Annotated in this window: 9 protein-coding genes; 5 read left to right on the forward strand and 4 right to left on the reverse strand. The window is 51.4% G+C overall.

What is annotated here, in order from left to right; all coding sequences use genetic code 11:
• Positions 1 to 98 precede the first annotated feature (98 nt).
• Both trxB and ald read right to left on the reverse strand, forming a co-directional pair.
• Positions 99 to 1,058 carry a thioredoxin-disulfide reductase gene (gene trxB, locus L6J37_RS03050; RefSeq protein WP_192015173.1) on the reverse strand — a complete coding sequence of 320 codons (960 nt, stop codon included), beginning with the start codon at positions 1,056 to 1,058 and terminating at the stop codon, positions 99 to 101.
• Positions 1,059 to 1,222: 164 nt separating this feature from the next.
• The gene (gene ald / locus L6J37_RS03055; protein ID WP_192015174.1) at positions 1,223 to 2,344 is read right to left on the reverse strand and encodes an alanine dehydrogenase; all 1,122 of its coding nucleotides are present in this window, start codon (positions 2,342 to 2,344) and stop codon (positions 1,223 to 1,225) included.
• 156 nt (positions 2,345 to 2,500) lie between these two features.
• Between ald and lrp the strand changes: the two genes are divergently transcribed.
• The 5 genes from lrp to serS all read left to right on the forward strand — a co-directional run bounded on the left by lrp (position 2,501) and on the right by serS (position 9,879).
• Positions 2,501 to 2,995 (forward strand): leucine-responsive transcriptional regulator Lrp, encoded by a 495-nt coding sequence (gene lrp, locus L6J37_RS03060; RefSeq protein ID WP_027252761.1) that lies wholly within the window; start codon positions 2,501 to 2,503, stop codon positions 2,993 to 2,995.
• Between the two features lie 447 nt (positions 2,996 to 3,442).
• Positions 3,443 to 6,424, forward strand: a complete 2,982-nt coding sequence (locus L6J37_RS03065) for a DNA translocase FtsK (protein ID WP_237794090.1) — start codon at positions 3,443 to 3,445, stop codon at positions 6,422 to 6,424.
• A gap of 33 nt (positions 6,425 to 6,457) precedes the next feature.
• Positions 6,458 to 7,054 (forward strand): outer membrane lipoprotein chaperone LolA, encoded by a 597-nt coding sequence (gene lolA, locus L6J37_RS03070; protein WP_442956999.1) that lies wholly within the window; start codon positions 6,458 to 6,460, stop codon positions 7,052 to 7,054.
• A gap of 70 nt (positions 7,055 to 7,124) precedes the next feature.
• The gene (locus L6J37_RS03075) at positions 7,125 to 8,462 is read left to right on the forward strand and encodes a replication-associated recombination protein A (RefSeq protein ID WP_237794092.1); all 1,338 of its coding nucleotides are present in this window, start codon (positions 7,125 to 7,127) and stop codon (positions 8,460 to 8,462) included.
• A 124-nt stretch (positions 8,463 to 8,586) separates the two neighbouring features.
• Positions 8,587 to 9,879 carry a serine--tRNA ligase gene (gene serS, locus L6J37_RS03080; protein ID WP_237794094.1) on the forward strand — a complete coding sequence of 431 codons (1,293 nt, stop codon included), beginning with the start codon at positions 8,587 to 8,589 and terminating at the stop codon, positions 9,877 to 9,879.
• A gap of 134 nt (positions 9,880 to 10,013) precedes the next feature.
• On the opposite strand, the gene L6J37_RS03085 is transcribed toward serS, so the two are convergent.
• Both L6J37_RS03085 and L6J37_RS03090 read right to left on the reverse strand, forming a co-directional pair.
• Entirely contained in the window at positions 10,014 to 10,916 is a 903-nt protein-coding gene (locus L6J37_RS03085) for a hypothetical protein (RefSeq protein WP_237794096.1), read from the reverse strand.
• Between the two features lie 345 nt (positions 10,917 to 11,261).
• Positions 11,262 to 12,563, reverse strand: coding sequence for a dicarboxylate/amino acid:cation symporter (locus L6J37_RS03090; protein WP_237794097.1), 1,302 nt, complete (start codon positions 12,561 to 12,563; stop codon positions 11,262 to 11,264).
• Between the last annotated feature and the right edge of the window lie 220 nt (positions 12,564 to 12,783).

Raw genomic sequence — 12,783 nt, forward strand, 5'->3', positions numbered from 1 at the left:
TTTTTAAAGTAGCGCTGTATGGTTGGTCAAATTCTGGTTTCCCAAAGGGGGAAGGCAAAAAAGGCCGCGGTCGATTGCCGTGGCCGTAGTTTCAGTTTTTACTTGCTGTTTAACGCGTCAAGGTAGCGTTCCGCATCCAGCGCGGCCATGCAACCTGTGCCAGCAGAGGTGATAGCCTGGCGGTAGACGTGATCCATGACATCTCCGGCGGCAAATACACCAGGAACGCTGGTTTGTGTTGCATTGCCTTCCAGGCCGGACTGGACTTTGATATAGCCATTTTCCATTGCCAGCTGACCGCTGAAAATGCCGGTGTTCGGCTGGTGGCCGATAGCAATGAACACGCCCATCACGTCCAGATCTTCAGTTTTATCAGACTGGGTCGCTTTCAGGCGTACACCTGTCACGCCCATGTCATCACCCAGCACTTCTTCCAGGGTGCGATCTGTGTGCAGGACGATATTGCCGTTATGGACTTTGTCCATCAGGCGATCGATAAGAATTTTCTCGGCGCGGAAGGTGTCACGTCTGTGTACCAGATGCACTTCGGACGCGATGTTGGCCAGATACAGGGCTTCTTCTACTGCGGTATTACCACCGCCGACCACAGCAACTTTCTGGTTACGGTAGAAAAATCCGTCACAGGTGGCGCAGGCAGAGACACCGCGGCCCTGGAACGTTTGTTCGGAATCCAGACCGATATATTTTGCGGACGCACCGGTTGCAATGATCAATGCGTCGCAGGTGTATTCACCGTTATCGCCTTTCAGATGGAAAGGACGCTGGCTGAAATCGGTTTCGTTGATGTGATCGAAAATGATCTCAGTATTGAATTTTTCAGCATGCTCTTTCATGCGGTCCATCAGTGCCGGACCTGTCAGTCCTTCCGCGTCGCCAGGCCAGTTTTCAACTTCTGTCGTCGTGGTAAGCTGGCCGCCTTGCTGCATGCCAGTAATCATGACTGGATTGAGATTGGCACGGGCCGCGTAGACAGCTGCCGTATAACCGGCGGGGCCAGAACCTAGGATGAGTAGTTTACTGTGTTTTGCGTTACTCATTGTTTCTCCAGACTTAGTCAGCGTCACTTATCAATAAGGCATCGATTGTAGGGAAAATGCAGGCGTAAGGAAAGAGCAGACCATAGCTGTTCAGGAAACTCAACGAAAAAGCGCCGGAAACCAGGTTTTCAGCGCTAGGGGCAGCGAAATGTAACAGGCGCAGTTTAGTGCATGCTCAGGGCAACCGTCGGATCGGTATAGTGAAGGTTAAAGGCTTCAGCGACTTCGCGATATGTCACTTTACCGTGTATGACATTTAAACCGGCCAGAAAGCCGGGATCATCCCGTAACGCCTGCTTATAGCCTTTACCGGCCAGACTGATGATATACGGCAGCGTGGCATTGTTGAGCGCAAACGCCGAAGTTCGTGCCACCGCACCGGGCATATTGGCGACACAGTAGTGCACGACATTGTCTACTATGTAGGTTGGGTTGGTATGCGTGGTCGGATGAGAAGTTTCAAAACAGCCGCCCTGATCAATCGCCACATCAACAAGGCATGAACCGTGCTTCATAGCTTTAACGTGCCCGGCCGTGATGAGCTTAGGGGCAGCTGCACCGGGAATGAGCACCGCGCCGATAATCACATCGGTATCAGGCACCAGACGGTCAATCAGATCATCCGTCGAGTAAAGCAGCTTCACTTTGCCCTGAAACTCGCAGTCCAGCGCCCGTAACGTATCCAGGTTACGATCCAGCACAGTGACATCAGCACGCATCCCTACCGCCAGACGGGCGGCATTCGAACCCACAACACCACCGCCTAAAATGAGGACTTTGGCTGGCTCGACCCCGGGTACACCGCTGAGCAGCAAACCTCTGCCGCCACGGGTATTTTCCAGCGTTTGCGCAGCGGCCTGAACCGACATCCTGCCGGCTACTTCAGACATGGGCGCCAGTAAAGGAAGCCGGCCTTTATGGTCTTTTACCGTTTCATAAGCAATACAAATAGATTTGCTCTGAATCAGCTCTTTTGTCTGCTCAAAATCAGGGGCCAGATGTAGATAAGTGAATAGAATTTGCCCTTCGCGAAGCATGGCTCTTTCGACGGTCTGGGGTTCTTTTACTTTAATAATTAGCTCTGATCTGGTAAAAACTTCTGAAGCAGTCGAAAGAATCGTTGCTCCGGCAGATTGATAATCTGCATCGGACAACCCTATACCTGCTCCGGCCTGGGTTTCAATCAGTACCTGATGACCTAGCGAAACCAGTTCTCTGACGCTGCTGGTTACAAGGCCTACTCGGTATTCGTGGTCTTTGATTTCTTTAGGCACACCGATGATCATGCTGTGCTCCTTGATCTATGTAGCAGGGTTAGCTATGGACAAGGTTGAAATGACAGAGCTAATGGCAGTATAGTTTGACTAAAAGAGTATTTGATACTAAATAACTAGTAGATGTAGTATATTTTTTTACAAGGAAGTAAATAGGTGGAATAAAAAATGGTAGATACCAAAAAGAAACCCTCCAAGGAGTTGGATCGCATCGACCGCAACATTCTGAACGAACTTCAGAAGGACGGACGAATTTCAAACGTTGAGTTGTCTAAACGTGTTGGATTGTCTCCAACTCCTTGTCTGGAGCGTGTACGTCGCCTGGAGCGCCAGGGGTACATCAGCGGCTATACGGCGTTGCTGAACCCGCAATATCTGGACGCATCTCTGCTCGTTTTCGTTGAAATTACCCTTAATCGTGGTGCACCCGATGTCTTTGAGCAATTTAACCGTTCGGTTCAGGAGCTGGAAGATATTCAAGAGTGCCATCTGGTGTCGGGCGATTTCGACTACCTGTTAAAAACACGTGTATCGGATATGTCTGCATACCGTAAGCTGCTGGGTGAAACCCTGCTGCGCTTACCGGGTGTAAACGACACTCGTACATATGTTGTAATGGAAGAAGTGAAACAGACCAATAACCTGGTTATCAAAACGCGTTAATTGGCCCGGAGCCAGTCTGATTTCAATCAATACCAAGCGGCCTTGCGCCGCTTGTTTCGTTTTTGTGGCAGTTATACTGTTTTGTGTCTCAATTGCTGAAAAAGTCGGCATCCCATCATCTATTTGACATTGGGATGAATTATTTGTGTTATCAACAAACTACAATTACAGCTTGTATGGTGGAGCCAAGCGTGCTGCGGGAGTGCGCAAAGTGAGTGAAAGTGTCAACGGGCGTGCATTCTGTGTTGTTCACATCGTTTCCCTACTTTGCTCCCACATTTTCTCAGGCAGGTAACATTACCCGTTAAGTGGTATAAAATAGGCCACAACACCCAAGCCCCTTAAAGCGGCCTGGGTGATATATCAAACGCAAATTCAGCTGGGTCACCCACAGGACGTTGATTACCCCCGGCTTACAGTCAGTATTAGCAAGACCGGAGAGAGTTTTTGAGGAAAGTTAGAGGCAAAACTCAGCCTATACGCCTGTCAGGCGGACAGCGCCTGCTGGAAAGTTTTTTGATCATCGGTATTCTTGCCGCAGTGTATATCATGGTTGCCCTGGTCAGTTTTAACCCGGCCGATCCGTCCTGGTCGCAAACGGCCTGGCAGGGTACGGTGCAAAATAAAGCCGGCGCATTCGGTGCTATGGTGGCCGACACCGCCTTTTTCACTTTTGGCTCGCTGGCGTACCCTTTACCGCTTGTTATGCTGGGAGTGACCTGGGTGATGTTCCGTCGTCGTGGTGAACGGGAAGCGGCGGACTACATGATATACGGCACCCGCCTGTTAGGCTTGCTGTTACTGTTTCTGACCAGTTGTGGCCTTGCCGATCTGAACTTTGATGATATCTGGTACTTCTCCTCCGGTGGTGTTATCGGCGATGTCGTCGCCAATCTGACTCTGCCGCTGTTTAGCCTGCTTGGCACGACACTGGTTCTGATGTTTTTATGGGCGGTGGGTTTTACCCTGCTGACCGGCATTTCCTGGCTGCGCGTGGTGGATGGCATAGGTGAGACAACCTTAGGGATGTTAGGCTGGTTGCTCAACAGAGTCCGTGGCGAAAAGCCGCAGACACTGACGCCTTTTGCTGCTGATATTCCAGACGAAAGCCAGACAGCTTATGCCGCCAGGCTGACGCACAAGGACGAGACAGACATTGACGAGGATGACGTATTACTGCGTCGTCCAGAACGTATTGCCTATACTCCAACGCCGCTGGCCGACACACGGGTTTCGGATACGGCTGTTGAGAAACCGGCTCAGATCAATCAGGCTCGCCCTGAGGTTAAGCCTGCGCCGGCGCATGCGCCTGGGCAGTCAGAACCTGCCATTGTGATGCCAGAACGCAGCAAGCCCGCTGCAGCCTCCGCCAGTCAGCCGCTGGGTTCCAATCCGGATATCGCTGGCGTGACGATTGCGGACTTGCAGTCCCAGCTGGCTGAAAATGATGATTACAGCGTGTATGCCGCCGAGTCGGACAACGCCCAGGCCGACACTCTTACAGACAGTTATGAACAGCCGGGTCAGGACCAACTGAGCCAGCAGGACCCGTCCACTCATGACAGGGTGGATGAACCCGTTATCGGCGATCTGTCCCTGGTCGGGGAAGAGCCGGTGATGTCTGAGTACCAATCTGCGCCGGAGCAGGAGTACGCAGTTGCTGAACCTGATGAGGATATACCCTGGCAAGACGAACCCATGCCCGATACGGATATTGAGATCGGTGTCCGTGATGGTATGTCTGAACTGGAGCGTGCTGGCATAGCCTCAGAAACTGAGGACGAGGCTGAATACGCTGATGACCAAGAATCTGATGAAGATGCTTTTCAGCGCAAAATTCGCGAAGCGCAGCAGGCACAACAGCAGCAAGCCTACGCAGCGGGGCTGGATAATCCGTTCCTGATGAAAAAAGATGTCGATTTGCCTAAACCGACTTCACCGATGCCGACTTTGGATCTCCTGCAGCCGCCAACACAAAATGTGCAGCCAACCAGTGAAGAAGAATTAAAGAATACCGCCCGTTTGGTGGAATCTAAGCTGGCGGATTACAAAATTAAAGCCAAGGTGGTTGGGATTTATCCTGGCCCGGTGATCACGCGCTATGAGCTGGATCTGGCACCCGGTGTCAAAGTGAGCCGCATCTCAGGGCTGGCGAAAGATCTGGCCCGTGCTTTGTCTGCCTATGCAGTGCGCGTTGTGGAAGTGATCCCGGGCAAGCCTTATATCGGTCTGGAATTGCCGAACGAGAGCCGCGAAACGGTTTATATGTCTGAAGTGCTGGGCAGTGAGCGCTTTATGAACATGCGCGGTCCACTTCCTATCGTGCTGGGCTATGACATTGCCGGTGAGGCGGTTGCTGCTGATTTAAGTAAAATGCCTCACTTACTGGTGGCCGGTACCACAGGCTCTGGTAAATCTGTGGGTGTCAACGTGATGATCCTCAGCCTGCTTTACAAATGTAAGCCAGAGGATTGCCGTTTCATCATGATCGACCCGAAAATGCTGGAGCTGTCTATTTACGAAGGCATTCCGCATCTGCTGACCGAAGTCGTCACTGACATGAAAGACGCCGGTAATGCGCTTCGCTGGTGTGTGGGGGAAATGGAACGCCGCTACAAACTGATGGCCGCGGTAGGGGTGCGAAACCTGGCCGGTTATAATGCCAAGCTGAAAGAAGCTGCTGCCGCCGGTCACCCAATTCATGATCCGCTGTGGAAACCTGGCGATAGTATGGATGAACATCCACCGCTGTTGGAGAAAATGCCAAGTATTGTGGTCATAGTGGATGAGTTTGCCGATCTCATGATGGTGGTCGGCAAGAAAGTGGAAGAGCTGATCGCTCGTCTGGCGCAGAAAGCGCGAGCCTCTGGTATTCACCTGGTGCTGGCGACTCAGCGTCCGTCGGTGGATGTGATTACCGGTCTGATTAAGGCCAATATACCAAGCCGTATGGCGTTTACCGTCTCAACCAAGACAGACTCACGGACTATTCTGGATCAGGGTGGGGCAGAATCGTTGCTGGGCATGGGTGATATGTTGTATCTGCCGGCAGGTCAGAGTCACACCATACGTGTTCACGGTGCCTTTGCATCCGATGATGATGTCCATAATGTGGTGAACGACTGGAAAGCCCGGGGCAAACCCCAGTATATCGACGGAATTCTGAACTCAGACCAGGGGTCGGAAGCCATGTTGCCAGGGGAAACTTCATCCGGTGGTGAGGATGATCTTGATCAGCTCTTTGACCAGGTCGCTGCCTTTGTGGCAGAGAGCCGTCGCGGATCCGTTTCTGGCGTACAACGCCGTTTCAAAATTGGCTATAACCGCGCCGCCCGTATTGTAGAACAGCTGGAAGCACACGGTATTGTCAGTCCTCCGGGCCATAATGGTAACCGCGAAGTGCTGGCGCCGGCTCCGGCAGGAGATTGATGTATGATGAAAAATCAGCAAATAACAAAAACCATTCAGGGCGTGATTCTGGCCGCAGCACTGTTTCCAGTACTGGCATTAGCCAGTGCCCAGCAGGAGTTGAGTCAGCGTCTGAATAAAGTCGATGCCTTCAGTGCCACATTCACTCAGAAGGTCACCAGCCCTGAAGGGGATTTGCTGGTTGAGGGGCAGGGGAATGTTTCGGTTCAGCGCCCGAATTTGTTCAGATGGCATGCCGACACGCCGGATGAAAATCTGCTGGTGTCAGATGGCCGTACCCTCTGGTACTACACCCCTATGGTAGAGCAGGTAACGGCGATGAAACTGGACGATGCCACCGCGCAGACTCCTTTTGTTTTATTGATTCGCAACCAGAATCAGGATTGGGCGAAATACAACGTAGCCCAGACGGCTGATACGTTTACGCTGACGCCGAAAGACAGCGCTGCAGTGACCGGGAAGTTTGTGGTCACAGTCGGCCGGGATGGTCAGGTTCGCGGGTTTTCCGTTGAAGAGCAGGACGGTCAGCTCAGCCAGTTTCGCTTTGCCCGATTTACGCGTGGCAAGCAAGATCGTAAGCAATACAGCTTCACTCCCCCTCCGGGCGTAGAGCTGGACGATAAGCGCTGATTGCGTTAAAAACGAGAGAGTATTATTCAGGCGGTAGAGATACCGCCTTTTTCAGTGATGGATGGTCAGCGTGGATAACCTCAGCTTAAATTTTTCCTCGGATTTTCGCCCCTTGGCTGCGCGCATGCGTCCGCGTACGGTAGAAGAGTACATTGGCCAGCAACATATACTTGGCCAGGGGAAGCCTTTACGAAGAGCGCTGGAGGCCGGGCATCTACACTCCATGATTCTCTGGGGACCGCCCGGCACCGGCAAAACGACGCTGGCGGAAGTTGCGGCTCACTATGCCAATGCTGAAGTAGAGCGTGTATCGGCGGTGACCTCGGGCGTCAAAGATATTCGTGCTGCCATAGATAAAGCACGTCAGAATCAGCATGCCGGCCGGCGAACCATTCTGTTTGTCGATGAGGTGCACCGTTTCAATAAAAGCCAGCAGGATGCGTTTTTGCCGCATATTGAAGATGGCACTGTGACATTCATTGGCGCGACCACTGAAAATCCGTCTTTTGAGCTGAACAATGCACTGTTATCCCGCGCCCGGGTCTATAAGCTTAAGTCTCTGACGACAGACGACATACTGACAGTCATCAATCAGGCGATGGATGATGCAGAGCGCGGCATCAGGGACGACAGCCTGACCTTTGCTCCGGATGTGAAAGAAAACCTGGCGGCACTGGTTAATGGCGATGCGCGTATGGCACTGAACTACCTGGAGCTGCTGGCGGATATGGTAGAGGCGCATCAGGGCAGTAAAGTCATCACTTTAGCGCTGCTGGCTGAAGTCGCCGGTGAGAAGATCACCCGTTTTGATAACAAAGGCGATCTCTGGTACGACATGATTTCCGCGGTCCACAAGTCAATCCGCGGCTCCAGTCCGGATGGCGCCTTATACTGGTATGCGCGCATGCTACAGGCAGGTTGCGATCCCCTTTATGTCGCCCGCCGATTACTGGCCATAGCGTCTGAAGATGTCGGCAATGCCGACCCGCGTGGCATGCAAGTCGCGATTGCGGCCTGGGATTGTTTCACCCGGGTGGGCGCTTATGAAGGTGAAAGGGCGATCGCGCAAGCCATTGTGTATCTTGCTTCTGCACCCAAAAGTAATGCGGTCTACACTGCATTTAATCAGGCAAAAGCGGATGCGGCCAATCTGCCCGACTACGAAGTCCCTCCTCATCTGAGAAATGCACCAACCACACTGATGAAAGATCTGGGTTACGGTGCTGAGTATCGGTATGCCCATGATGAGCCTGGCGCGTATGCGGCAGGGGAGTGCTATCTGCCCCCTGAGCTACAGAGCAGGAAGTACTATCAGCCCTCAGAGCGTGGTTTAGAGAGTAAAATTGCTGAGAAGCTGGAATATCTGGCTTCCTTGGATGCAAAAAGCCCGCAGAAACGCTATCAATAATCAGGCTTTTTGGGTATCGTTTATCAACTTGCGTTAGTGATTCTAACGTATTCAGATTTCAACTTATTTAACCCGCGAACGGGTTAAATTTTGTGCAACATTCTATGACGAGCACAGGATTAGCATGCTAGATTCAAAACTTCTTCGAACTGAGCTGGACGCGACAGCAGAAAAATTAGCGCACCGTGGGTTTACCCTTGATGTAGAAACACTTCGTTCCCTGGAAGAGCAACGTAAGTCGATTCAGGTGAAAACGGAAGAACTGCAGTCCTTGCGTAATTCCCGCTCGAAGTTAATTGGTCAGCTGAAAGGCAAGGGCGAGCACGAAGAAGCCGATAAAGTCATGGCAGAGGTCGCTGGCCTGGGTTCTGAGCTGGATAACGCTAAAAAAGCGCTGGCTGAGATTCAGTCTCAGCTCAGCGACATTGAGCTGTCTATTCCGAATATAGCGGATGACTCCGCGCCAATCGGTAAAGATGAAGACGAGAACGTCGAAATTTCACGCTGGGGCGAACCTAAGACTTACGATTTTGCTGTGAAAGATCACGTTGATCTGGGCGAGATGGCTGAAGGTCTGGACTTTGCCAGCGCGGTAAAACTCTCTGGCTCCCGTTTCATCGTAATGAAGGGCCAGTTCGCCCGTCTGCACCGTGCATTGGCGCAGTTCATGCTCGATCTCCACACCCAGGAGCATGGCTATACCGAAATGTATGTCCCTTACCTGGTCAATCAAGACAGCCTGTACGGTACGGGCCAGCTGCCGAAATTCGGCGAAGATCTGTTCAATACCAAGCCTGCGACCGAAGAAGGCGTGGGTATGTCGCTGATCCCGACCGCGGAAGTGCCGCTGACCAATATGGTTCGCGATACCATAGTTGACGAAGCTGAACTGCCAATCAAGATGACGGCGCATACGCCTTGCTTCCGCTCTGAAGCCGGTTCTTATGGTCGTGATACCCGCGGCCTGATTCGTATGCACCAGTTTGATAAAGTGGAACTGGTTCAGATCACCCGTCCGGAAGATTCTATGGCGGCACTGGAAGAGCTGACCGGCCAGGCAGAGAAAGTACTGCAACTGCTGGAACTGCCTTACCGTAAAGTGATTCTCTGTACTGGTGATATGGGCTTTGGTGCGATGAAGACGTACGATCTGGAAGTCTGGCTGCCGGCGCAGAATACTTACCGTGAGATCTCTTCCTGCTCCAATGTGGGTGATTTCCAGGCACGCCGGATGCAGGCACGCTTCCGCCGTAAAGGCGAGAAGAAGCCTGAGCTGGTACATACTCTGAATGGCTCAGGTCTGGCGGTTGGCCGCACCATGGTCGCAGTGCTGGAAAACTATCAGCAGGCTGATGGCCGCATTGAGATCCCTGAAGTGCTGCGTCAGTACATGGGCGGTCTGACTCACATCGGTTAATCGCTGTGATGACAGTCAAATGAAAAACCCAGCCTGCGCGCTGGGTTTTTTTATGTCCTGTTACCTACTTTGACCGCTAGTTACCTTGACTGCTACCTGTTCTGGCCGCTGCGTCAGAGGCGGGGGCATTGTTATCAGGCTTGAAGCTTGAGTTCGGTTTGACCAGCAGCTTCAGATTCAGCCTGTTCCAGCAGGGGAAGCAGACTGGCGCTGATATCCAGCGGAAAATCTTCTATCGCCAGCGAATGAGCAATCTCAGTCAACTTGGCATCAAATAAATAGAAAATGTTATCCGACAAGCTGAGTGAGAACTTATACAGTGCCAGCCGGCATGCTTTGCTTGCACTGGCCGATTGCAGCAAAGTGGTCAGGTCATTCTCCAGCTGATCGGCCATTAGTGACGGCCCGGGTATTTTGAGCATCAGGTTCATTTGTCCCAATCGGCGTTGCAGCAAATGCAGATGCCTGCGCAGTAATACTTCCTGCTTGCTGTTACTGGGATGAAACACCGCCACCGTTGAGCGGAACTGGGCCAGGGTATCTAATGCGTTCAGTGTGACCGGCCAGAACTGCTGATACTGCTCGAACAGGGTGCTTTTGTCTGCAATGAGCAGGCTGGTGGTTAAGTGGTCATCAATCAGATACATAACATGGCGAATGTTTTTGCCATGACTGGCCTGGTTACGTGACATAGAATACTGCGGCCACTCAGTGCTTAACTGCTGCAAATGCTGAGTCAGAATCCGGTACATGGGTTTTTGCTCAAGCCCGGCCTGACTCAGCAGAGTATGGCTCAAACTCAGGATGGCATTCTGTTCAGGAAAAACCGGCAGGATTTCGCCTCGACTTTCTGTGAGTTGGCTTTTCATAAGATGGCTATGGGACAGACGCCTGTGCTGGCGCAGCAGTTGAATGAGCTGCCGAAGCCCAAGGATCTGATCGAAGTGTGCTTCAGTTTGTGCCTGCTGCTGTTTGTTGTAGAAATACCAAGCAGTGAGTGCCAGCACAGTCAGTGTTAAACCAAGAATAATCCACATATCGACTCCCTGAATGCCAGTAAATGGCATAAATACTTTGTTGATCCTCTTTGACGTTTTGATTCTGTTTCTGGGTCAGCTTGTTTAAGCCTGAGTTGCAGTTTCTTAACGACCTAGCCATAACGCAAAAAGCGAGCCAGATTTTTTAGCAGGTATCATTTTCTATCTATATGATTAAGTTGGAAAATTTTTTAAGGTGGCGTCATTGGTACACTTTAATTGCACTGTTTTGGTGCATTTAAAAACTTGCGATGCCACAGAATGAGGCAAGGAGAGAAATTGGTTGAGCAGATAAAAGAAGAGGCCCCGATATGGGGCCTCAGAGGTTACTATCCAGCTTTCGCATCAGGCTTTGTGCAGGTGCACTTCTTCGTCAGCTTCACCCGCTTCTGGATCGTTAAAGCGGCTGATATCTATCTCGTTTTCAGATTTACCCACAATACAGGTGACAACACTGTCGCCTGTGATGTTGACGGCAGTGCGAATCATATCCAGCAGGCGGTCAACACCCATGATGATAGCGATACCTTCTACCGGCAGTCCTACCTGATTCAATACCATCGCCAGCATGATCAGCCCGACACCAGGGACACCGGCGGTACCGATTGAGGCCAGCGTTGCTGTCATGATCACTGCCATGTAATCGCCCATGGTCAGGTCGATATTGAATGCCTGAGCAATAAAGGCAGTGGCCACACCTTGCATAATGGCGGTGCCATCCATGTTGATGGTCGCGCCCAATGGTACAGTGAATGAGGCCACTTTATTGCTGACACCCAGACGCTTGGTCGCCGTTTCCATCGTCACCGGGATGGTGGCATTGGAAGAGGCCGTTGAGAAGGCGAACATGATCGCATCTTCCATCTTCTTGAAGAAAACGAATGGGCTCAGGCCCGAGAACATTTTCAGCATCAGGCCGTAAGTGAACACGGCATGCAGAATCAGGGTACAACTCAGTACCAGGAAGTAGCCCATCAGGTTATAGATAGCATCCAAACCCAGACCGGTGAACAGTTTTGCCATCAGGAAGAATACACCGTATGGCGCGATGTGCATCAGCAATGCCACCAGCTTCATGATCACTTCGTTCAGATCGGCAAAGACGCCGGCAATGCGTTCACCCGCTTTACCTGCTGCACTGATGGCAATACCGAGCAGAATGGCAAATACGATGATCTGCAGCGTATTGCCCTGAGCCATGGAATTGATAGGGTTGGTCGGGAACATGCCAATGATCACTTCACCCAGTGAAGGTGCTTCCTTGGCTGCAAATGAGGTCGCGGCCGCCAGATCTGCACCTTCGCCAGGCTTAAACAGCGTGCCCATTGTCAGGGCAAGCGTAATAGCCACAGCCGTAGTGGTGAGATAGAAAGCCAGCGTTTTACCGCCAAGACGGCCAAGAGTGCTGATATCGCTCAGAGTGCTGGTACCGCATACCAGTGAGACGAAAACGAGTGGCACAACCAGCATCTTCAGGCTGGCAATAAAGATTGAGCCGCCTACTTCGAACAGGCCGTTCACTATGTAGTCCTGAACAAATGCCGTGTCAGCGAAAAGCGAGCGGATGATAAATCCAGTCAAAATACCCAGCACCATACCGAGAATGACTCGGGCGGTCAGGGACAGTTTTTTGTTTTGGGTTTTCATGAAAGAACACTCCTTATTATATGTGGCTCTGTTACTGATCCTCAGAGCGCGGAGCAGATTACCAGTTCCAGTTACAAACCCGCGATGTAAAATCAATGTCATGATTTAAAGCTTGTATGAGATCACACTTTATTGGGTTTGTTGTTAATAAAGCCTTATTCTTATTAACAAACCAGAAACCGTTTGATTGCTTTATATACTGATATAGCAAGCATTTTTT

This window comes from Photobacterium sp. WH77 (assembly GCF_022014395.1).
Taxonomy (GTDB): domain Bacteria; phylum Pseudomonadota; class Gammaproteobacteria; order Enterobacterales; family Vibrionaceae; genus Photobacterium; species Photobacterium arenosum.